This is a genomic window from Calothrix sp. PCC 6303, assembly GCF_000317435.1.
Lineage (GTDB): Bacteria > Cyanobacteriota > Cyanobacteriia > Cyanobacteriales > Nostocaceae > PCC-6303.
Map to the genome: position 1 here is coordinate 5,285,396 of NC_019751.1, position 23,866 is coordinate 5,309,261.

Annotated in this window: 10 protein-coding genes and 1 pseudogene; 4 read left to right on the top strand and 7 right to left on the bottom strand. The window is 40.6% G+C overall.

Annotation, left to right across the window (positions count from 1 at the left end):
• Positions 1-391: 391 nt before the first annotated feature.
• The gene (locus tag CAL6303_RS21460; protein ID WP_015199930.1) at positions 392-3,871 is read left to right on the top strand and encodes a tetratricopeptide repeat protein; all 3,480 of its coding nucleotides are present in this window, start codon (positions 392-394) and stop codon (positions 3,869-3,871) included.
• A 29-nt stretch (positions 3,872-3,900) separates the two neighbouring features.
• Here CAL6303_RS21460 and CAL6303_RS31765 read toward each other — a convergent pair.
• The 3 genes and pseudogenes from CAL6303_RS31765 to CAL6303_RS21470 form a co-directional block, all read right to left on the bottom strand.
• Positions 3,901-4,011 (bottom strand): annotated as a pseudogene (locus CAL6303_RS31765) (DUF559 domain-containing protein); the annotation flags it as partial.
• Positions 4,012-4,317: 306 nt separating this feature from the next.
• Positions 4,318-6,573 carry a type I DNA topoisomerase gene (topA, locus tag CAL6303_RS21465; protein WP_015199931.1) on the bottom strand — a complete coding sequence of 752 codons (2,256 nt, stop codon included), beginning with the start codon at positions 6,571-6,573 and terminating at the stop codon, positions 4,318-4,320.
• Between the two features lie 124 nt (positions 6,574-6,697).
• Complete coding sequence (locus CAL6303_RS21470) at positions 6,698-12,646, bottom strand: AAA family ATPase (RefSeq protein WP_015199932.1); 5,949 nt, start codon at positions 12,644-12,646, stop codon at positions 6,698-6,700.
• 171 nt (positions 12,647-12,817) lie between these two features.
• Here CAL6303_RS21470 and CAL6303_RS21475 point away from each other — a divergent pair, with 171 nt between their 5' ends.
• Both CAL6303_RS21475 and CAL6303_RS21480 read left to right on the top strand, forming a co-directional pair.
• Positions 12,818-13,597 (top strand): Tab2/Atab2 family RNA-binding protein, encoded by a 780-nt coding sequence (locus tag CAL6303_RS21475; RefSeq protein WP_015199933.1) that lies wholly within the window; start codon positions 12,818-12,820, stop codon positions 13,595-13,597.
• A 533-nt stretch (positions 13,598-14,130) separates the two neighbouring features.
• Positions 14,131-14,514 (top strand): hypothetical protein, encoded by a 384-nt coding sequence (locus CAL6303_RS21480; RefSeq protein ID WP_015199935.1) that lies wholly within the window; start codon positions 14,131-14,133, stop codon positions 14,512-14,514.
• A 108-nt stretch (positions 14,515-14,622) separates the two neighbouring features.
• Here the strand turns inward: CAL6303_RS21480 and cobT are convergent, their stop codons facing one another.
• From cobT to CAL6303_RS21495, 3 genes are all read right to left on the bottom strand, one after another.
• Positions 14,623-15,810 (bottom strand): nicotinate mononucleotide-dependent phosphoribosyltransferase CobT, encoded by a 1,188-nt coding sequence (cobT, locus tag CAL6303_RS21485; protein WP_015199936.1) that lies wholly within the window; start codon positions 15,808-15,810, stop codon positions 14,623-14,625.
• Positions 15,811-15,901: 91 nt separating this feature from the next.
• Positions 15,902-16,609 (bottom strand): DUF2232 domain-containing protein, encoded by a 708-nt coding sequence (locus CAL6303_RS21490; protein WP_015199937.1) that lies wholly within the window; start codon positions 16,607-16,609, stop codon positions 15,902-15,904.
• A 58-nt stretch (positions 16,610-16,667) separates the two neighbouring features.
• Positions 16,668-17,372: a Crp/Fnr family transcriptional regulator gene (locus CAL6303_RS21495; protein ID WP_015199938.1), complete on the bottom strand. Its 705-nt coding sequence runs from the start codon at positions 17,370-17,372 to the stop codon at positions 16,668-16,670.
• A gap of 617 nt (positions 17,373-17,989) precedes the next feature.
• Here CAL6303_RS21495 and CAL6303_RS21500 point away from each other — a divergent pair.
• Entirely contained in the window at positions 17,990-21,493 is a 3,504-nt protein-coding gene (locus tag CAL6303_RS21500; protein WP_015199939.1) for a hypothetical protein, read from the top strand.
• Between the two features lie 90 nt (positions 21,494-21,583).
• Here CAL6303_RS21500 and CAL6303_RS21505 read toward each other — a convergent pair whose 3' ends face one another.
• Positions 21,584-23,848 (bottom strand): NHLP family bacteriocin export ABC transporter peptidase/permease/ATPase subunit, encoded by a 2,265-nt coding sequence (locus CAL6303_RS21505; RefSeq protein WP_015199940.1) that lies wholly within the window; start codon positions 23,846-23,848, stop codon positions 21,584-21,586.
• Between the last annotated feature and the right edge of the window lie 18 nt (positions 23,849-23,866).

Here is a 23,866-nt window from a genome sequence, read left to right on the forward strand (position 1 = left end):
GCTATGCTAGCAAGTCTCAGAAATATCATAAAGCTTGGCACAGTTTAGTCTTACAGCAATTTTAATCTATTTGAACCACACATAAACACCAAAACCTTGTCTAGACGTTCCACCGGAACGTCTCTACGTGTGGTCTATTTACCCTTAATCAAACAAAAAATCAAATATTTTTGAAACAACCTGATTCTGTTTGTCTTTTTTCTTTATCTTGAATAGAGGTTTTTTCAGACGCAGAACGTCGCAATGACAAAACTCCACTTTTCATGACGGACGAGGTTCAGAATCAAAATTTTGTAGTTGAAATTCCTTGAGAATCGCTCAAACAGTAGTCATTTTCCGGAAATAAGTGATAATACGGTGAAGATGACTTAGATATATACTTGCTGATGTTATGTCCATAGCCTTCACCTTTGCCCTAAGCCAAAACCAAACCTTTGAACTGCGCTGTAATTACGGTAATCGTCGCTTGGATACGGAAGCCCTAGGGACGTTGATTGATTTGTGTGAAGCAAAGTATTATACCAAAGATTTCGATGCACCCGCAGAGTTAAAGAAAATCGGACGGGAATTGTATCAATGGTTCGATGGGAAGGAAGGTTGGTTGCGTCGGGGTTTGGAGAGTGATAGTCAAGCTCTAATTTATCTCGATTTAATTCAGACTAGTGAAGCAGAGGGATTAAACCCACAAACTCAGAAAGTGGCATTAGGGTTGGCACATTTACCTTGGGAATTATTACACGATGGTTCGCGGTTCTTACTGATAGAAGCCAGTGTTTTGCCCGTGCGATCGCTTGTTAGAAACAACAATAGTTTTTTAGCAACACAAAATCGTCCGTTGCGGTTGTTGTTTATGGCAACTTCCCCAGAACATCCTGGTGTTGCACTTTTGGGTTTTGAGCAGGAAGAGACGAATATTCTCAAAGCGACAAAAGACCAACCTCTGACTTTGGTGGTGGAAGAAAGCGGTTCTGTTGAGGAATTGGAAAACTTGGTGCGATCGTATCCTGAAGATTATTTTGATGTATTTCATCTCACTGGGCATGGGGTGATTTATACGGAAAAAGCTTTTGGAAAGTTACTACCCAAAGGTAAGAAAATCAAAGATAATACACCTTGTTTTATTACCGAGGATGATTTGGGCAAGGTTGTATTTACGACTGCGGAAGATTTGGGCAAAGCATTTGTTAAAGGTAATTCTAGAAAGTTTCCCAGGGTAATTTTCCTGTCGGGATGTCATACCGGACAATTGGCAGATGGGGGAACTGTTCCGTCGATGGCACAGGCTTTGGTAAAACAAGGTGCTGCGGTAGTATTAGGTTGGGCGCGTCCGGTTTATGATACAACGGGTATTATTGCCGCAACTGCGATTTATCAAGCTTTGGCAACTGGTGCGACGATAGAGGAAGCGATAATTGCCGCACACCAGGAAATGCTCGCACAGGAATGTTCTGATGGGCATTTACTGCGGGTTTATCGCGATACGCGGGAAATTGGCGGTTTGGTGACATCGTTGTTTACCAAGAAACGGGAAAAGCTGAAATTTACAGCTTCCGAATCGGAATTTTTGGATGAGAATAATATTGTCAAAGTTGCCAGTCGTGGGGAATTTGTTGGACGTAGACGCGCTTTACAAAGGTGTTTAAGAGCATTGCGGGAAACCAGCGACGAGACTGGGGTATTTATTGCCGGGATGGGGGGATTGGGTAAAAGTTCTTTGGCAGCAAGGTTATGTACAAGGGTACAAGCACAACGGGAGAATTTTGAGCGGGTTGTGTTAGTTGGTGTGGTTGATGAGGTAGGTTTAATTGGGAAATTGGCGAGTAAATATCAGCGATTTGCTGGTGTTCCGGCACTTTTGAATGAGCCGGGAATGAGTTTACAAGGACGATTACAGAACTTTTTTGAACATATTGAGCAGGAATTAGACAAGCCGTTATTATTGGTTTTGGATGACTTCGAGCAGAATATTCCCAAAACGAATGTGAAAGATGGTAGTTTGCGGATGACGACGGAAGCTTACCGGGTTTTAGAGGCGATTTGTGCGGCTTTGGCAGAAAATCAGGCAGAGAGTCGCTTGATTGTGACTTGTCGATATTTGGAAAAAGAGACTTTACCAGCGCATAATCTGCATTTGGAAAGATTAGCGGGGATGGGTGAAAGTGATATTGATAAGATTTATCGTGAATTTGATGAGGGAGTTAGGGAACAGGTACAGAAAAATCGGATAATTAAAATTGCCGACGGAAATCCGAGGTTATTGAAGTGGTTGGTGGATATATTGCGGCAACCGGGAATTTTGGGAAATATTTCCGGGGATGAGTTATTGGTGAAATTGGAAGGGAAACAGCAGGAATTTCGCGAGAATATTTTGGCTGAGACGCTTTTGGCTGGGTTGGAGGATGAGGAAAGGGAATTTTTAGCGCGGTTGAGCGTATTTCGATTACCAGTCACATCCGCAATTATCCAAAATGTAGAGACGCGATACATCGCGTCTCATCGACCAAACCCCCCATCCAACGAAAATCCCACGTTACAGCAAGATTTGGCGTTTTCCGAAAATTCCATGCAAGAGACGCGAAATTTCGCGTCTCTACATAATAATTGGTTGGGACGGTTAATCAGTCTCAGTCTCGTGGAATCTGCCACGGTTTACGCGACACAGCAGCCAGAATATCGCGTGACGACGGTTTTAGAGCCGTTGTTGCAAACTGTGTTGACAGCAGAGGAATGGCAAAGCACCAAAAAAGCCGCAACCCAGAGTATTTATAAAACCTGGTGGGAAGATTCGGGAGATACCTACAACGAAGAACAATCGCGGGAAATCGTCAGGTTAGCGGTGTTGGCAGAAGAGAAAGAAATTGCCGTCACCGTCGGGGATGAGATAGGGAATAGCTGGGTGAGTCATAATCGCTATGTAGAAGCAGAGGAATTGTGTCGAGAAATTCTCCAACTAGGGTCAGATTACCGTATTTTAGCCACTATTGCCAGAGCAGAAGATACTTTAGGTTTAGTTGAGAATGCGATGAATCATTATCAAACAGCCTTAGAACTTAGCCCAGAGGATAATTTAATAAAAAAAGCCATAATCCTGCACAACATGGCTAGTTTAAAAGTGCAACAGGGAGATATTGAAGGAGCGTTCGTGCTTTACAACCAATCCCTGCAAATCTATGAATCCATCAACAATGTGGGAGGAAAAGCCGCAACCCTCCACGCAATCGCAGGATTAAAAGCAACCCAGGGAGATATTGAAGGAGCGATCGCACTTTACAACCAATCCTTACAAATCACAGAATCCATCAATGATGTCCAAGGGAAAGCTGCCACACTGCACGCACTTGCAGGATTAAAAGCAACCCAGGGAGAAATTGAAGATGCGATCGCACTTTACAACCAATCCTTACAAATCAAAGAATCCATCAACAATGTGAAAGGGAAAGCTACTACCCTCCACGAAATCGCAGGATTAAAAGCACAACAGGGAGAAATTGAAGATGCGATCGCACTTTACGACCAATCCTTACAAATCAAAGAATCCATCAACGATGTGCAAGGGAAAGCTGCTACCCTCCACCAACTTGCAGGTTTAAAAGCACAACAGGGAGAAATTGAAGATGCGATCGCACTTTACAACCAATCCTTACAAATCACAGATTCCATCAATGATGTGCAAGGGAAAGCAACTACCCTCCACCAACTTGCAGGATTAAAAGCACAACAGGGAGAAATTGAAGATGCGATCGCGCTTTATAACCAATCGTTGCAAATCAGAGAATCCATCAACGATGTGGAAGGGAAAGCTGCCACGCTCAACAACATGGCTTATTTAGCTGGAGAAATAGGAGACACTGCTAGGGGATTAGAACTATAGCCCACCCCGCAAGCGGGGTGGGGTTCCAACTAACGCGCAATCTCTTTCACCGCCCCATCAATATTCCCCAAAACCTCTTGATTCCGGAATCTAATCACCCACAACCCCTGACTCTCCAAAAATTCCTGACGAATCGCATCCTCCTCTTGCGTATAATTTTAATCTATTGGAATCACACATTAATACCAAAACCTTATCTAGACGTTCCACCGGAACGTCTCTACGTGTGGTCTATTTGCCGGAAAATTGCTGTAAGTTCGCGTTTTCCAAATTCGCTCAACTTCACCTTACGAGGAGGGTAAATTTTGGTTTTGAATCATGTTTGCTTTGTTTCCACGTCTACGCAATGACAAAACTCCACTTTTCATGATGAATGAGGTTTAGAAACTAAACTTGCCAATATATGTATTTTATTTATCAGCAATCACCGTATTTCTAATAAGTTCTTACTTACCTTTTGTCGTCTTCAATTCGCCAAACTTGGGACTCCACCAACCTTTTTGAGTCGTAAAATAAACTGCTTCCTTATGTTTGCTATCACTGCGAGATTTGGGATCTGAACAGCGCAGCATGGTTTTATCTTGTCCATCTTTGGTGTATGCATATTCTTCCAAAGGTTGCTGACAAACTGGACAGGGATGTGTGAAATCTTTGGTATTTGATTTTGCCGATTTTGCAGTTTTTCTGACTTTTTTGGTTGCTGGTGGCTGAGACTCAGAATTATTTATTGGTGTTTTAACTTCTGCTTGGTTAGTTGTTGCACTACTTTGACTTTTGGGTGCTTGCCAGGTTTTGTTATATTCATTCCAAAATAGAACCACATTATCGCAACCGCTGACACATTTGAGAAAGTACTTCTTTTTCACCTTTGTGCTGGGAATTTTGGCGAGGTGATTTTGACATTGGGGACAGCGAGTCCGGGATTTGTCATAGTTGCGCTGTGCCGTAAAATTAGACTTGGGAATGCTAGATGCAGTAATGGGAATAGTTTTAGCTTTAGCTAAAGCTGGGGCAAAGTAACTTTGGTGCCAATTGGTGAGATACTTTTGCCAGGGTTGTTTCCCGGATGCGATCGCGTCTAAGGATTGTTCCATGTTTGCTGTGAATTCGGTTTCCAGTAAGTCGGGTAATGCTTTGCCTAAAAAGTCATCAACTTCCATCCCCAGGGTTGTGGGTTGTAAGCTTTCCTTAACTAACTGCACATAATCCCGTTTTTTTAATGTTGCAATGGTGGGAGAATAGGTACTAGGACGACCAATTCCTTTGCGTTCCATCAACTGGACTAATTTGGGTTCGCTGTAACGTGGGGGTGGTTGGGTTTGTTTTTTCTCATGTCCGGCATCAACTAAGGTGAGAATCTGTCCCTGGTGTAGAGTCGGTAAAATCGTATCTTTGCTGATGTTTGCCCAATATTTAGCATACCCATAAAATTCCACCACTTGCCCTCTCGCTTGCCAGAGAACTTCCCCCGATTGAATAACTACTACAGTTTTACGGAGTTGTGCGGGACGACATTGGGATGCGATCGCTCTTTTCCAGATCATCACATATAAGTCGAATTCATCGCCAGTTAATTCCAATCTCAACTGTGCGGAGGGACGAAATACATCTGTGGGACGAATTGCTTCATGTGCTTCTTGAGCAGTTTTACTACTGCGATGTGTCGCCAGTTTTTGGGGGACATTTTCCGGGTCATTTTCTGTCAACCACTTGCGAGCGCTATCACAGAACTCCGGACTCAACATCACCGAATCTGTCCGCATATAAGTAATTAAACCAGCCTCATAGAGTTTCTGTGCTACCTGCATAGTCTTCTCTGGAGCCAACTTTAACCGCGAACCCGCAGCTTGTTGAAGGGTGGAAGTAATAAAAGCTGGGGGAGGTTGACGACTGCTGATTTTCCCCTCATATTGAATGATTTTGTGGGGATTTGCTTTGGCAATTTCCACCAATTTATCTGCTTCTGCTGCCGAAAGTACACGGGTTGATTCTGCCACATCTACTTTCTTGGTGACTGCATCATCGTGAATTTCCCCATCTCCTTCCTGGGAACCCTGGGCAGAATTTAGCATCCTCTGATAGAAGGCTCTAAACCCCTCTGCGTAGTCCACCCAGACACTCCAATAGTCTTGGGGGACAAACTTCAAAATTTCCCGTTCCCGCTGGCAAATTAGATGGAGGGTGGCACTCTGAACACGTCCGACACTTTTAGCCCCATTATTCAAAGCCCAAACCAACGGACTCCCCTTATAACCAACCAACTTATCCAAACAATCCCGACATAACCCAGCACCAATCAAATCTAAATCCAATTTTCTGGGATGTGCGATCGCATTCCGCACGGCAGCGTCAGTTATCTCAGTATAAACCACTCGTTGCGGCGCTTTCAAACCCAAAGCTTCCTGCAAATGCCAAGCAATTGTTTCCCCTTCCCGATCCGGATCAGTAGCTAAAACAACCTCACTCACCTGCCTCACAGCATTCTTCAGTTGTTGAATTCTTTCCTTTGCTTGTTGATCACGAGGAATATAGCGACATTTTACAGTTTCCCCATCCATGGTAAAACCCAGCGAATCCTCACCATCATTACTGAGTTCCCGAATATGTCCACAACTTGCCCGCACAATCCAGTCATTCCCCAAAATTTGGCTTAGTTTCTTCACTTTGCCAGGGGATTCAACCACAAGAAGGCGCTTCGGCATAACACCAAACCCTAAAACACAATAAAAGCTTCCACCCTAACAATAACACCCCTTTAAACACGAAACCAACCATCCCTCAAAAACACTCTGCGTTCCTCTGCGCTACTCTCTGCGTAACTTTGCGTTAAAAATCTTCTTTAACACTTGCCTGAATCGGAATCACGATGGTAAACTCAGTCCCCACACCCAGAGATGTTTTCACATCAATAGTTCCACCATGTTTTTCGGTAATAATTTGATATGCGATCGCTAAACCCAATCCAGTCCCTTTACCAACGCCTTTAGTGGTGTAAAGATGTTCAAAGATGTGTTCTTTCACTTCTTGTGTCATTCCCTTACCGTTATCCTTAATATTGATCATTACCTGTTCAAAGTCTTCACTAATTGCTGTTGTAATGTGAATATAGTTAGGCTCGTGAGTAATATCTGCAAAACTACGCTCACCGTTGGACTCTTCTAGAGCATCAATTGCGTTTGCTAAAATGTTCATAAATACTTGATTCAATTGCCCAGCGAAGCATTTAATCTGCGGTAATTCACCATATTCACAAATAACTTGAATTTCTGGTCGATATTCATTTGCCTTGAGACGATGTTTGAGGATTAAAATAGTACTTTCAATCCCATCATGAATATCATAAGCCACTGGATGTTCGCAATCAGCGCGGGAAAATGTGCGTAAACTGGTACTTATTCCCTGAATTCTCCTGATACCTTCGTACATGGAGTTAATAATGTTGGGTAAATCAGTACGAACAAAGTCTAGATCAATTTCCTCAATTTTATCTTGAATTTCAGGATCAGAGTCCGAATACTTTTGCTGATATAAATCTACTAAGGAAAATATATCTTGAATATATTCCAAAGCTGGTTGAATGTTACCACTCAAAAAACCTACTGGGTTATTAATTTCATGGGCAATACCTGCAACAAGATTGCCCAATGCTGACATTTTTTCACTTTGAATTAGTTGTACCTGTGCTTGTTGAAGTTCTCGAAAAGCTTGAAGTAATTCATCAGCTTGTTTTTTCAGCAGTACTTCTGTTTCTTTGCGAATAACTTCGTCGCGCTTTGCTTCGCTAATATCGCGGAAATACCAGATTCTACCATAGTTTTTTCCTTCAGGCGAAGCTTCCCCGACGTAAGTCGTTCGCACTCCCATAGAACGTCGCTCTAATGTACGTCCTTCTTTTAAAGCTATCTCGTCATGACTTGTCAAATCCGGGTTTTGGTACAAATATTCAATTTTGGTGACAAAAGCTACAGGGTTTTCAGCTTGTGCCATAACATACTGTAAAAGTTGGTGATCATCAAAGGTATGCATTATCTTATCTGGGACTTGGAAAATCTCCCTAAAAAGTTGATTGTGGAAGACGATTTTCCTATTTTCATCAACTATTAAAATCCCATCAAAACTTGCTTCTCTTTGTGATTCTAAAGTTGCTGTTATGCGTTGCTGAGTTTGTAAGGCTTTTTCTAGCTGTTGTGTTTGCTTGCGGAGTTCAATTTCAACCTGTTGTAAAGCTTGATATAGTTTGGCATTTTCCAAGACTATTGCAGCTTGGGCACAAAGAAGATTCATTAATTCTAGCCGATCGCTTGTAAATACTCCAGCCGTGAGACTATTCTCTAGATATAAAATGCCAATTAATTTACCTTGATTTAAAATTGGCATACACAAGATGCTTTGAGATTTTTGACTGATAATATAAGGATCGACAGCTAATGATTGATCCCTTGTAGCGTCTTCAATTACTATTGCTTTTAGGGTATTTTTGACGGTATTAACCAACGAGATTGGTAAATTTTCACCTATGTTTAAAGAAATTGACTGCATTAAAATGGTGGGTTTTTCAAGCTGCGAAATTGCCTCAATTACCCACTCTTGATCTTTTGGTAATACCAGTACACATTTATCAGCACCTGCATTTTCAATCATCACCAGTAGCAAAGTAGAGAGTAATTTCTCTTGTTCAATTTCACTGGAGAGACTTTGATAGGCTTTAACTACGGTTGCCAAATCTAATTTTTGACCTAATTTTGCAGATATAGTTTTACTGTTGGTATGGTAGATTTGATTGGGAATAATTTCCCTCAACATCAAAGATTGTTGTTGTAAAACCGGAGCCAAAAGTTGAGGATAATGCTTTTCTAAGTCTCTAATCTTAGCTTGGGAACCCCAAAGACTGTAAGCAGAATAAGCATCTAGCATGTAGGATTGAGCAACTTTTTCCTTACCCCATGCTAAATAAAATTTGGCAGTAAGTTCCTGGGCAAGGGCTTCTTCGTGGTTAAACTGGTGTTGTTTGGCTAAATTAGTGGCTTGATCGTAACATGCGATCGCTTGTTCTTTTTTACCCAGAATTCTATACCTCTCTGCTTCTACCAAATACCACTTATGCAAACAATTATTTGGAGAATGATCTGCCCACTTTTTCAGTTGCTTTTGTCTAGTTTTAACTTCTGTAAAAAATTGTTTTTGTTCTTCTTTTGAACAGGTTTCATATAAAGCTAATTCTGCCAATGAAGGATAAAAATAAAATTGAATTGTTGGGAATAACCCCGCACCAGATGGTAAATATTTCTTACCTAATTTCTCACTATCAATTGCATTCCTATATTCACCAAATAAGTAGCATAAAAATACCTGAGTAGAGTAAAGGAAGAACAAACCAGATTCATCCTTTGATTCTATTTGAATAGGAACTTGCAAATCTTGGTCATAAATAACTCCTTTTAGTCGATATGGTTCTGGAGAGTCTTGTTGCAAATTCAAGATAGCTTGATAGAAAATTTTAATATAAGTGAGTGCATTGTTTTGTTTAAAATGTCCTACACTGGCATTATAAAATTTAGCCTGTTGTTCCAAATCAGATAATTCTTTGCCACCAAAAAACTGATTAAATACGATTGTTCCTGCTGTCCAAGATGAGTATTCTAAATCTCCCCACTCAATTCCATGTTGATATGATTCTAATAATAAATCAATATTTTTTTGAACTGGTTGACACCAATGTTCAATAAAGGTGTAAACCATAAATATATTCTTGGTTTTGGTTGCCGGATGATTAAATTTTTCCTGAAGTTTTAAAGATAACCTACCAAATTGATAACCATTTTTAATATCTTGCAAAACACCACAAAGGATTAATCCATACCAAGCATACCCAAAAGATGATAGATATGAATTGCCATATGTAATTGAAATATTAACCATATTCAATACAATCAGCGGTAATAATTCCGGACGACTAATATATGCTGCTGATAGGGAACTGGTAAGAATTCTCATAATTGCCAGTTGTTTAGGATCATCCATATCTGGTAAGTTGGCAAGAACCTGTGGAGATTTACCCATCAATCTCAATTTAGTTTTACCTAAACAGAATAATGTTTGAACCTTATTGGGATTATTAGGAATCTTAAAATCTAATAATTTGAGTACCGAAAGTGATATATTAAGTGCTTCTTCAAGTCTATTTTGAGCTAGATAAGATTGAATTTGAATCTCATAGGACTTAACTTGCTCTATAATTGAACTAGTTTTTTGAATAACTACTTGAATAAATTTATCTGATTCCTGAAAATTACCACATAAATAAAATATTTCTGCTGCATTTTGGTATAGTTCCAAGGTTAATTCATATTGACTTTCCCAGGAATTTTTTGGCAGAGTTTTGATTCCGCAATTTAAATAATTCGCTGCACTGGCATATGCTGTAGATGCTTTTGCTTTCCTAGCCGCAGATAAGTTAAGCCGAGTCAATTCTAGCTTTCGATCTGTTTCGACAATTAAGGATACTGCTAAATTAAGATGATTAACTATATCAAACAATTTATCCTCAATCAAATCAATTTTACTCAAAAGTAATTGACCAATATTTAGATGTGTTATCAGTTTTTCCGCTTCAGGGATTAAATAATAAGCAGCTTGTTGAATTCGATCATGTAAAAATTTATAAGTTGGATTAAAATCAATTTCTTGACTTGGAATCATAGCCAAGTTTTCTAGACTACTAAAAAATTTATAAATATCATTAGTGGGAATTACCAAACCTTCCTGTAGAGCCTTCCATAAATCAGTGGCAGTATCTTCTGGAGATTTTTGACTAACAAGGGCTAAAGTATCTAAATCGAATTGAGCGCCAATACAGGCAGCTAATTTGAGGACATTTTGTGTTGGCGTTGGTAACTTCTGTAGTTGAAGTGCCATGAATTCAACTACATCATCTGTTAATGCTAATTTTTTTACCTCAGCAAGGTTACATTGCCAGGTTCCTAATTCTAAGTAAATATTTCCATCTTCATACAAAGACTTGAGAAACTGTGTGGCAAAAAATGGATTACCCTTTGTTTTTTGATAAACTAGGTTACTCAATAAGCCAGCGGCAGCAGGTTCGCATTTTATCGTGTCAACAATTAACTGATTTATATGCTCTGTATTTAAACCTTGGATAGTAATTGTCGTCACTATTTTTTCAGTTTTATAAATATCATCAATTGTGGCAATAAATGGATGTGTTGGAGAAACTTCATGGTCGCGGTATGCACCAATTACTAATAAATAATCTATATCTTCCACAAGTATTTTTAGTAATTTTAAAGATGCTGAATCTGCCCATTGTAAATCATCTAAAAATATAACTAAAGGGTGTTCAATAGTACTAAAAATCCGAACAAATTTTTGAAATAGTAAATTGAACTGATTTTGAGCAGCGTTACCCGACAACTGCATAGATGTGGGTTGTTTACCAATAATTTTTTCTAATTCAGGAATTACATCAATTAATATTTGTCCATTTTCTCCTACAGCTTGAAGAATCTCCGTTTTCCAGCGTTTTAGTTGAATATCACTTTCACCTAATAACTGTTTAATCAAACTACGGAAAGCTTGAACAAATGCAAAGAAAGGGATATTTCTCTGAAATTGGTCATATTTACCTTTAATGAAATATCCTTTTTGCTTGACAATAGGTTTATGAACTTCATTCACAACAGCAGTTTTACCAATTCCGGAAAACCCTGCTACCAATAGCATCTCTGTTTCGCCGCTACTAACTCTTTCAAAAGCTGTTAAAATCGTATCGATTTCCTTTTCTCGTCCATATAGCTTCTCTGGAATTAAGAAGCGATCGCATACGTCATACAACCCTAATTCAAAGCTTGTAATCTTACCCGTATTTTGATACTGAAATAAGCAAGTTTCTAAGTCGTATTTCAGCCCTGATGCGCTCTGGTAGCGATTTTCAGCATTTTTGGCAATTAACTTCTGAATAATATTCGCTAATGCTTGGGGAATACCAGGATTGATAATATGAGGATTAACAGCTAGTTTTGCAATATGAGCATGAATCAACTCCATTGGATCATTACTCATAAAGGGTAAATTGCCTGTGAGTAATTCATAAAATGTAATACCCAGACTATAAAAATCAGTCCGATAATCAATACCCCGGTTCATTCTTCCGGTTTGTTCAGGAGATATATAACTCAGTGTACCTTCAAGGATATTGGGATTTTGTAGTTGCTGAGTTTCCCTTGGTAGTAGTGAAGCAATACTAAAGTCAATTAATTTGAATTCTTGAGTTTGTGGATTAACAATAATATTGGCAGGTTTGATATCCTTATGAATAATTCTGTGATGATGCAGTTGTTGAAGAATTTCTGTAATTTGAATTGCAAAATTGAAAAAATCATTCAGAGATATTGGTTTTTGCCACTGATTTAGAGAAATACCTCCAAAGTCTTCCATGACAATGATATAGCCTTTGTCATATACTTCTAAAGTATAGGGCTTAACAATGCCTGGAATATTCAGATTTTTGGCAATAGTATACTGATGACGAAACTGAATCACCTCGCTGAAGTTAGGATATTCCAGATTCATCAATTTCAGAACTACGGGTAATTGATCATATTCACGCATACCTCGGTAAACAGTAGTTTTCAAGCTACCATAAATCTGCTCTTTGATTTTGTAATCGGGAATCTGAATTGACAAGTCAGTCATACTCATTTTCATGCATTCATAATTATTCACAGGGATATTATTCCCAAAAATGCCGTATATCATAAGTATTTCTTGAAATATTTATTTTGTTTATACAGTTACATGAGAATAAAATAACCTTTTTTAGTAAGTGAATGCTACATCAAAAAAAAGTTTTTAACCTATTAAATGTATGTTTTGTATATGTATTTAAAATCTAAAATGTACATTAGTTTTTTGAAGTAAATTGGCATTATGTTCATCTGGCAAGTTGATTTCTATCGTTTTTCCGGCAACTCCACCGAAATTATATGGAATTTGTCTATTTGTGACGCAAATGGAGACTTTCGCTATAAAGCTTCATGTCCACAATCGGAAGCTAATTCCACTTGGTTGACTTCACAATTTAAGTTAGCTGGTAATGAGAGATTGCCAGATAAAATTCAAGTATTTCGTCCTCAGTCATTAAGTTTGGTGGAACTAGCAGCTAGTCATCTGAATATTTCAGTGGAAGCAACTCGTCGAACAGATGCATTAAAACTATGGCTACAAGCAGAGAAATATGCAACTACTGTTGAAAAGTTACCACCAATGCCTTTACCCGAAAAACTTTGGGGTGAAAAGTGGCAATTTGCAACTTTCCCGGCTGGTGGTATCGTGGATGAATTCAGCGATCGCTTAATCCCAATTCTGGACATACCTGACTATCTCCAACCAATCAACCTGGGCATCGCATCAACCACAGCTATACCTGGTGTCATTATTTACGGTGGCAGACAATCGATGCAAATAGCCAGATGGTTAAAGCAAGTTCAGCCAGTATCATTAAACTACATCGCCGGCGCACCCGACGGTCTAATTCTAGAAGCAGGTTTAGCAGATAGATGGGTAATTGCCACCTTTGAAGATAGTGAAGTTACCATTGCTGCCAAAAATTACCAATCTCGTCAGCAACAGAGTCATGGACTACATTTCTTGCTAATTCAGCCAGATGACTCTGGGATGACATATAGCGGATTTTGGTTATTGCAATGAAGGCAGTAGGCAGTAGGCAGTAGGCAGTGGGGGAAAGCAATAAATAAGTAATGAGTAATGAATATGTTTTGTGACGGGGATTGAACAAGGCACGTTTGCGGGTTCATCCGACGGAAGCAAACGTGCCTCCCGACACAAAACATGCTGCCGTCGCTAGGCATGGGAATTAAAGCCTAAATATTTGTTAAATAATGGTCTATTTATTTACGCCGTAATGTGATGCAAAAACTTTATACAGGTGCTTCACCGTAGCATTTTTTGTGTCGATATTCTAGGTGAAACGTCCTACTGTTTTTATCAGTGAGTTAGAACCAGAAATTGTGGCAAAAATTCATGATTAAAGCTAATTTTCAGGATAATTTACTGAATTTAGCAAGTGAATACAATCTTAATTATTTAGATATATTTCTAATAGATTATTTTCATGTAGAATCTCAACAAAAAATCCTAATAGTTAAAAAAATCATAAGTATGCTTAATGTTTTCAATTGATTGCATAACATATAAATACAACAACCCCATGAGGGTCTTAAATGGAACCATTGCAAAAACAAGTCTCGATCTTGAGTCAAAAGCTGGAAGTTCTCTACCAAGCTATTCAACAACTCGACAGCAAAGTTTCTCAAGCCTTGTCGTTGCCTAACGAAGAAGCAAACCAAGGAGGTGAGACTTTATTGATTCAGAGTGAAATCATGAGCTACCAATTAAAAAGACGCACCAGTATAAGCCAAGACTTAGAGCATAAGGATGTCATTGCGGATGGTGTTTATTCTGATTGCAATTTCCAAGGGGGAGAAAAGCAATTAACACCAGAAATACAAATTCAAAGACTAACAGCACAATTGACTGCCGCATACAATCGGATTGCGGCTTTAGAAGAGCAATTATTGCTGAAAAGAATGAATTCTACGATTTAACAGTGAACAGTTATCAGTAAAGAGTCAAATCCCGACTGTAACTGTAATAACTGATGCTACTAAATAATTAAATCGCTGGATAAGCCCGAACATGGTGTTATTGATGATTTAATTTGCGATAGAAATCTGAGTGTAATAACGCTCTAACAATGACTCAATATTGGTTAACAAATCATCCTGTAGCCATTGGTGACTAAGGTGTGCGGCGATAGAAATCGCCCCAGCACCAACACCTTCTTTGACAAAACCCTGTTCATAAGCTTGTAGTTGCGTGAAGCGCGATCGCGTAAAATCTAAACCAGTACCCAGTAAAGGAGGGGTAACTTCTAACAGCTTTGCCAATTCAACCGTAGCACCAGTTTGATCTTCAGCAACCCAACGGGTGGTACCAACGACAATTTGTTCCGGTTGCCAAGCTAAGTTGTGGAATTTAGCGATCGCATTTATCAAAGCGTAGACAGCGAGCATTTGTGTTCCACCACCTAACATAATTCCACATTTGCGGCTACATGCGATCGCCATTCCTGCCACAACCGCTTGCATGGGATCACCTAACGCCGCCAAAATTTCTAAGGGATCACCCTCTAACCCTATACCCCTAGCTTGCATCCGAGCAATTCCCATCTCCACAACTTCCCACTTTTGTTGGTGATTGCAAACAGGATGACTACTATTTACCTTTCCAGCAGCCGAAATTCCCAAAGCCGTTAAAATCGCCAAAGCCGTCGTCGTACCACCAACAACACATTCACCCACAACTAAATATGCATCAGGGTTCTGGTTAGCTAATTTTTCACCCCAATCCAATCCCCGCCTAAATAAACCCAGAACCGTCTCCACTGTCATCGCCATACCAGAACTCAGACATTTAGCCGAAGTCCCGCCCAAATCAATCATAGGTACCGCAGCTACTCCATTAGAGCCAAGACTATATTCCCCTGCTCCCTTCCCCCTGCTCCCTGCTTCCTCATAAGAGCCAGCATCAAATAAATACATGGGAATATTTAGTGCTTCTATAATTGCCCTGGTGATAAATACCGGAGAAGCCCCAGCATTCAAGGGTGGTAAATAATACTTAAATTCATGCTCAACACCAAAATATAAAAACTCCGCATCCGCACAGGCTGTGTATTTCCGAGCTTCAGGAGTGGAACCAGCCGCAGAAATACCCGGTATTAATGCTGTCTCCGTAAACCCAAAAATACAAGCAAATACTGGATTTTTCCCTTGATATTTCCTCAACCATGCTTCAGCTTGAGATACTTGGGTATAAACACGAATTAGGTCATTATTCATACTAAATACCAGCAAACGCTATTTTTGCCCCCTTCCCCTTCCCCCTGCTCCCTGCCCCCTGCTCCCTTACCCCTTCCCCTGCTCCCTGATTTCACTCATAATCCATCATCACCTGTACCCATTTCGGGGGACGGGGAATTGGGTTGCCCAAACGATCTAGGAGTAACCATGCAGCGATATGGACTAGAAATAAATAGATAAAATTGTTAAAAATAATAAACGCGATCGCTACAACCTGAATCCACAATAAACTGGGATTTGCCAACACTCCCAACTTCAAAAATACCCACTCAATTAAATCCGTCATTTGGTTAATTACATAAATCCACAAGTCTTCACCAGCAAGGATTGACAGCAACCAAACCCGAAAAAACACACCCACCGTACCCAGTATCGTCCCCAAACTCATAGATACCAGCCAAGGGACACGACGATACCAGGTTGAACCCAGCGTCACCCCCATAAAACCAAACGGCATCACAAATAAAAGACTGCGAATTGGTCCCATCAATACCGCTAACAGCAAACCGGAAACAACAGCCGACATCCACGCAGCCCTAACTCCCCAGCGTAAATATACTAAAGCAATGGGAACGGGAAAAAACACCCGTAACACAGGACCCAAAGGGAAATAAAAGTTAATAAACCAAATCAAACTGGCAGTACTAGCCAAAAAAGCTGTTTCCACCATCCTTAGTGGTGCATCAGGCTTTAAATGGGGTGTTTGTAAATCTGTGGTGGATGATTTAGTTGTTTTCTCGTCTTCCGGTTCATCAGAAGTTGTATATGAAATACCCATATTTTCAATAGTAATTAATCTAACAAAGTAAGATGTAACGATCCCAACCTTATCTAAACTAAACTATCATCCGTTCCAATGCCGACACATCGGGAATACAAACTACATCTTGATCCCGTTTAATCAAACCTTTTTTCTCCAGCTTGGTTAAAACCCTGGTGACAGTTTCCCGCGCCAATCCACTCAAGCTACTCAACTCTCGATGTGGCAAATTGGGAATTTCAGTCCCCGTATTGCCTTTTTTACCTTGCCCTTCAGCTAAAAATATCAAAGCATCTGCCACGCGTGACTGACTATCAGATTCACGCAACCGCAAACGACGATTCACTTGACGTAATCGTCTCGCCATCAATTGTGCCAAACGCATACCCGCCATTGGCTCAGTGTGTAATAAATTGACAAAATCTTGAGATGGAATACTAGCAATAATCGTATTTGTCAAAGTTATGACATCGGTTGAACGAGGCACTTCATCCAACGCCGCCATTTCACCAAATAATTCGCCCTTACCAATAATATTTAGTGTTACTTCTTTACCTTCTAAATTATAAGTACGGATTTTGACCCAGCCTTCGATAATAAAATATAGTGAGCCGCCCCAATCATTTTCAAGTAAAATTACCTGATTAGCTGGATGAGAACGGGTAACAAGATTGCTCAGGGCAAGTTCGGTTGCCGTTTCTGGGAGTCCTTGAAAAAAAGGAGTTGAAATTATCCAGGGGATAGCATTGGCAGGTGAGACTGAGTTCAACCGATCTTCCATAGCAAAATTTTGAATTAGATCTGTTATCCATAACAACAGGTGAGAAACTCTCTCAGCGTAAAGCTTGCGAGGATCCTGTGACCCCGGAAACTTAACCTAAAACATCAAAGTACAGACATTTTCAAAGATCAAGCTAAATGTACATTACATCACAAAATTAGATAAAACTTATTTCGCTGATGAAAATATTGCTTCTCTTGCTTCCCTAATTGAGAAAACAAGATATCCTTATTGCAAGTCTCACTTATAGTGTGTGCGGTTAGCTTTACTCTAAGACCTATAGCTAAAAGTTAAGGTCTAAAGGCTAACAGGGATTTTATCAGTCCAATTTTGAACCGTTATTTGAGTCAATCGGCTGAGATTTCCGGGGGATGATATTCTACTCTGTACCCTATTTTTAGATTGGTTAGGCTAAACTTTCTTAACTAAGTACTGATTCAGCATCAACCTTTCAAGCTAGGAACCCATAGCCAAATTATTAAATAACTTATTACATGAAGTACAGCACCATTCATCTAAAAGTCTCATAGTAACAGCCCTTTTACTTCTGACTCGTTAATTCTCCTGTAAGTAACCAGTTCCACAACCAGGTTTTTGTAAAGTTATAGCTTAGGTAAATGACAGTGACTCCTCCTGCAACTGAAATTCAAACACTAATTGCTGATATTGATAGCTTGTTAGCAAACAAAGGCAACCCCTTGTCTAGGATAATATCGAATCAGGGACAAGAAGAGAGAGGAATTTTAGAAAATATTCGGGCTTTTTTAACCAACTTAGCGGAAAAAGAATCTCAAAATCAATTGTTGACTCAGCCGCATCCCTCATCTGAAGGTGTTGATTTTGCTGCTGTGCTGCAACCTTTGCATATGGAAATCCAAGGATTACTCCAAGAAAGAAAAAATCTTGTGGAGGAGATTCGCCATTTAGAACAACAACGATTACATAATTACTCTTTAGCGCAGCAAATAGCCAACCAAGAACAGGTAATTTCTGAATTTTTACAGGCATTGATGAATCGAGTTGGGGGAAATATTAGCCCTACAATTGAACTAACCCAACCTAATCCACTACCACAACAATATATTACTTCCCCTGTGGAGTCTGATTTAGCGATTGTCTCTGGGGATAGTCCTTCCCAGCAGGAACTAGAAAAGATCAAAAGTCTTGCAGCTGAGTTGGATCAAAAATTGCGGTCGTTTGATGGCAGTGTGAATGTAGTTTTTGAGGCATTACAGCGGAATATTCATACTTACCATGATTCTTTGTCTGAAGCATTGGCGAGGATGCACAATAAGGGAATGCAAGGAGAGGAATTGCTGACAAGTTTAATTCAGAATTGGCAGCAAATTCTCCACCAAAATCACAGTGATAAGTCATTAATGGCTACCTCAACCCCGGTAGAGAAATCTTTAGAAAGCAACTTAAATATATCAACTTCAGGGATTACGTCAGATCTAGATGCACTGTTGACAGAGTTAAGTCAAGAGAATAACGACGAAGTAGACAAATTGTATGCAAGTTTGTTTGACACTGATATTGTTCCCGAAACAGAAATATCTGAGATTTCCACACCAACTTTAGAACAACAGTTGGATTTGGCAGTTCGTGAAGATCAAAAAGTTGCTCATATTGCTGCTAAAATTGCTGTTAGTGAGGTAGTTGCTGATTCGATAGCTAAAACAGACACCTTGGTGAATAACGAGGCTTCTTCTGAAATCTTAGAGGAAAAGACCCTTTCAGATAACCCTAGTATTGTCGAAGATGCAACGTTCCCAGATCCTTGGGAGCAAAAGCCAAGTACCAATGCAGAAGATTTAGCGGGATTAGATACAGCAGAAATAGGAAATTCTTGGAATGCGATCGCGTTAACAGATGCCGCCCCCACTAGAATCATTGTTAAGCCACTAGAACCAGCTAATAGTGAGGATATTATTACATCCCTGGCAGAATTACTTCCAGAAATCCTAGAACCAATTATAGAAGCGGAAACTTCCCCAGAAACTTATATTTTAGCTTCCCCAGAGGAAGATTTATTGTCCCAAGCAACGGCAGAAATTGATGCTGGGATGCCGGATATTGATATCGATGATGTACATTTGGAGCAGTTGGAGCAGGATTTAAGTAATTTCAGTGGGGAGCAAAAGTTAGAGGAAACCCAGCCATCTGTTGAGGATTTAGAAGAGGATGCGCTGGATACACTTGATACACAGTTAATCTTAGAAGACTTTAGCTTAACTAATCCCCCACCAGTTGCACCTAGCACCCTGAAGTCAGTTTGGTATTTGGGGCTAGATTTAGGTACCACCGGAATTTCGGCAACATTACTAAATCGGGCAACAACAGAAATTTATCCACTATTTTGGTCAGTAGAAGCCCCTAACCAGGAAGTTGCGGCAAAGCGCTCGTTCCGTTTGCCTGCTGAGGTTTACCTACCTAGTAGCGCATCTTCCTCAAGCGAAAATACCCAAGTTGGAGATACCAGCAAACCCAGCCTATTTTCTGCCGAACTGAAACCCTATTTAAACGTAGTCTTACCCTATCGCAAAGTTGACCAAAAAACAGCACCAATACTCCAACCAAATGAAGTTGCTACTGTCTCGTTAGTTTGGATGGTGCGATCGCTTTCTAAATTGCTGCTAACTTTAAAATCGGATCGCAATAGTACCACCCTAGGTTTAACAGCATCTGCCAGCGGCTTAACCCCAGATCAATTTCAGCAAATTATTGATAACCTAGCTGGGGTAATTTGCTCTTGTCCATCCGGTTGGTTGGAGCAATACCGCTTTAATGTCCGCGAAGCCCTATTAATTAGTAAATTAGTCGAACACCCCCAACAAGTGTTTTTCATCGAAGAAGCGATCGCTAGTTTACTTTCTGAGCTTGATGGTGCTAACGGTGAAGAGTTAAAAATTATTAATCGTCAAGGTGCGCGTTCTGCTAGAAGTAGTGAAGATCCTTTATTGGGTAACACCCTGGTAATTAACATTGGTGCTGGTGCCACCGAAATGGCATTGGTAGATTTACCAGAGAACCTGCTAGAACTAGCACACAACGATTTTATGCTGCACAACTTTACCTACGCTGGTAAAGGCATCAGACAAGATATTGTTTGTCAACTACTTTTGAGTGAAAAATGGCGAGAATCCCGCAATCTCAACCCCACAGAACCCCCAGCCAATAAGAATATTTTCCATTGGCAACCATCAATTCCCGGTTTAGATCAAACTCTCCTTTCCAGCCTGCAATGGGCAGAATTAACTTTACCTCGTCCTGGTGAACCCGATGTGCCGGAACGTATCCGTCTGCAAAAGCGCTTAGAAAGTTCTAAACTAGGGCAAGCACTCCTAGAAGCCGCCACCCGTGCAAAATTAGTTTTACAGCACCAAGAGACATTCATCATTGAACTTGCCGATCAGCGTTGGACTCTACACCGCCGCGACTTAGAAAGTCAAGTATTTGTACCCTTTGTCCGTCGTCTCAATCGTGAACTCAATAGGTTATTAGTGGCTCGTGGCATCCCCACCGAAGCCATCAACCAAGCAGTTTTAACTGGGGGTGTTGCCTCATTAGCAGCAGTTAGCCGCTGGTTACGGCAAAAACTTCCCAATGCCAAAATCATCCAACACCTGTATCTAGATGAAAATGGCGCTCCCGTATGTAGCCGAGTTGCCTATGGTTTATCTGCACTACCGCTGCACCCCCAAGTTTTGGAGATTCCTAGGCAGCAATACACCGACTATTTCCTATTTACCGAATTACTGGAACTATTACCAGAAAGGGCAATTTCATTTGGTGAAGCAATTCAGCTATTTGAAGCGCGTGGAATCAACACCCGCAGCTGTCAGCAGCGACTCCTAGCTTTCTTAGAAGGGGAGATTCCCTCTGGTTTAGTCCCAAATAGCGTAGATGCCATGTGGCTGAGTGAAGCTTCCATCGAAAACCCCGATTATCGGGCAGTTGTTTCGGTACCCCTATTTGAAAAGCAAGGTAGCCTCACCTATCGACCCAATTTAGAGCAAGTGCGATCGCTTAAACAATATCTTGACGCAATTCAAAGCAGCACTCAGCAATCTCTCAAAGAACCCTACACCGTCAACTTTGTCATTGGAGCTATTATTTAAGGATTAGTGGTTAAATAATATACATATCTTGTGGAATGGGCAGCGCTCAGTCGAACGCTGCCCGCACCACAAAGGTTATAATTTTTGAATTTATAACGCTCCACCTTCGCTTTTTACCAACTGTAAATAATGTCCTTCCACTCGCTGTAATTCCTCGTGGGTGCCTCGTTGCACCACTTTTCCCTTCTCAAATACAATTATTTCATCACAGTCACGAATTGTACTGAGGCGGTGTGCCACAATTATACAGGTGCAACCCCGTTGACGAAGTTTCTGATCGATGATTTTTTCTGTCTCAGTATCTAGAGCGCTAGTTGCCTCATCCATCACCAGTATAGAAGGATTATTTACCAGGGTGCGGGCAATTTCTAACCGTTGACGTTGCCCCCCACTCAAATTGGTGGCACCTTCTAACAGGTTGCCATTGTAACCACTGGGGATAGATTGGACAACTTCATGGATGGCTGCATCTTCACAAGCGCGCATCAAGTATCTATCGGGTACGGTGCTATCCCACAGGGTTAAGTTATCACGAACAGTGCCACCAAAAAGTAATACATCCTGTTCTACCATGGCGATGGAGTTAACAAGCACTTGCCGGGGAATATGCGATCGCTTCACCCCATCAAACCTGATTTCTCCATCCCATGGTTCATACAAACCCGATACCAATTTGGCAACGGTTGATTTTCCAGAACCACTTCCCCCAACTAAAGCAACTCTTTGTCCCGGCTTCAATGATAAACTCAAGTTTTCAATTAATGGTGCAGCAACCCTGTTATAGCCAAAGGTGATATTTTCTAACTCCACATATCCCTGAAGTTTAGTAATATTGACATCCCAATTCTGAGTTGCCGCGTAAGAAATAACCTGATTGCCTTTTTTCTTGCCTTTTTTTTCTAGTTCTGGACTTTCTGCTTCCGTTTGCGGATCAACTGGATTCTGCAACACATCATCCAAGCGGGTAATACTACCTTCCATATCCTGCAAATCATTACCCAAACTTACCAAACTATTCACAGGTTCTAAAAACCTTTGCATCAAGGCTTGAAATGCCACCAATGCACCAATTTTCATATTTCCATCCATCACCTGCAAACCACCAACCACCAATACCAACATGGTTGTAATGTAAGATAAAAAAGATGGAATTGTGCCAATGGTTTGGTTACTCAAATCCATTTCCTGGCGGGCATTAATGGAGTTAGCATAGTAACCAGACCACCGAGCGAAAAAGTCCGATTCTAAGCCGGAAGCTTTGAGGGTTTCCATACTTTGTAACCCCGAAATCGCCACCCCATTAACTTTTCCTTCCTGCTGCATCAACCGCATATTGGCATCAACCCGTTGCCTGGAAACCAACTGCAACACAGCTAAGTTAAATAGAACAAAGGCAATCCCAATTATTGTTAATACTTGATTGTATTGCCACATCACAGCAGCATAAAAAACTACCATTACCACCGAAATTGCCGTAGTTGCCAACTGACCAGAAAGTAGATTCGCCAAGCGGTCATTCAAGCGTACCCGGCTACTAATTTCCCCGGCAAACCTTTGGGCATAGAAGCTTACAGGCAATCGCAAAATATGCCAAACAAACTTACTCGACATTCCCACCGAGAGTTTGATTTTCATCTTGCGTAAAAATTGTAACTGTAATAACGTCAAAAACCCATTTAGGAATGACGTGATCACAATCCCTCCTAACAATGGACGTAACCACTCATAGCGATTTTGAATCAGTACATCCTGAACAAATACCTGAGTGAAAACGGGAATTGCTAAACCAGGAATTACTAACAGAAAACCTGCCAAAATACAGTAAAGTAATACACCCAAAGAACCTTTGAGTCGATTCCACAAAGCCGCAAAAATACTGGGTTTACTACCACCACGTTTAAATTCTTCCCCCGGTTCCAACACCAACACTACCCCAGTGTAGGAACCATCAAACTCATCAATACTAACTTTGCGGGGTCCTGTTGCCGGATCATTAAGGAAAACTTGTTTTTTGGTAATTCCCTCCACCACCAAGAAATGGTTAAAGTTCCAAAAAACAATATAGGGAGTGCGAATTTTTTTCAGCGCGTCTAATTCTTGAATTTTGAGACCTTTTCCCGACATCCCATAGCTTTTTGCTGCTTTGAGGACATTCCCCGCTTTACTTCCATCCCGCGACACTCCGCAATCTTGCCGTAGCTGTGCGAGGGGAACAATCCGTCCATAGTAGCTCATGATAATCCCTAAAGCTGCCGCACCACATTCCACAGCCTCCATTTGCAGCAGTGTAGGAGTGCGACGACGGGTAGTTTTTTGGTTAAATGGGTTGGATAGCTTGGGTAATTTAGGTAGCATGACGAGTTGGGGGCAGGG

What these genes read in the sequence shown, in the direction of transcription:
- topA (WP_015199931.1), bottom strand. Translation starts at nt 6,573, where the DNA reads ATGCCGAAGCGCCTTCTTGTGGTTGAATCCCCTGGCAAAGTGAAGAAA.
- CAL6303_RS21495 (WP_015199938.1), bottom strand. Translation starts at nt 17,372, where the DNA reads ATGGAAGATCGGTTGAACTCAGTCTCACCTGCCAATGCTATCCCCTGG.
- CAL6303_RS21475 (WP_015199933.1), top strand. Translation starts at nt 12,818, where the DNA reads ATGTTCATCTGGCAAGTTGATTTCTATCGTTTTTCCGGCAACTCCACC.
- cobT (WP_015199936.1), bottom strand. Translation starts at nt 15,810, where the DNA reads ATGAATAATGACCTAATTCGTGTTTATACCCAAGTATCTCAAGCTGAA.
- CAL6303_RS21480 (WP_015199935.1), top strand. Translation starts at nt 14,131, where the DNA reads ATGGAACCATTGCAAAAACAAGTCTCGATCTTGAGTCAAAAGCTGGAA.
- CAL6303_RS21500 (WP_015199939.1), top strand. Translation starts at nt 17,990, where the DNA reads ATGACAGTGACTCCTCCTGCAACTGAAATTCAAACACTAATTGCTGAT.
- CAL6303_RS21490 (WP_015199937.1), bottom strand. Translation starts at nt 16,609, where the DNA reads ATGGGTATTTCATATACAACTTCTGATGAACCGGAAGACGAGAAAACA.
- CAL6303_RS21470 (WP_015199932.1), bottom strand. Translation starts at nt 12,646, where the DNA reads ATGATATACGGCATTTTTGGGAATAATATCCCTGTGAATAATTATGAA.
- CAL6303_RS21505 (WP_015199940.1), bottom strand. Translation starts at nt 23,848, where the DNA reads ATGCTACCTAAATTACCCAAGCTATCCAACCCATTTAACCAAAAAACT.
- CAL6303_RS21460 (WP_015199930.1), top strand. Translation starts at nt 392, where the DNA reads ATGTCCATAGCCTTCACCTTTGCCCTAAGCCAAAACCAAACCTTTGAA.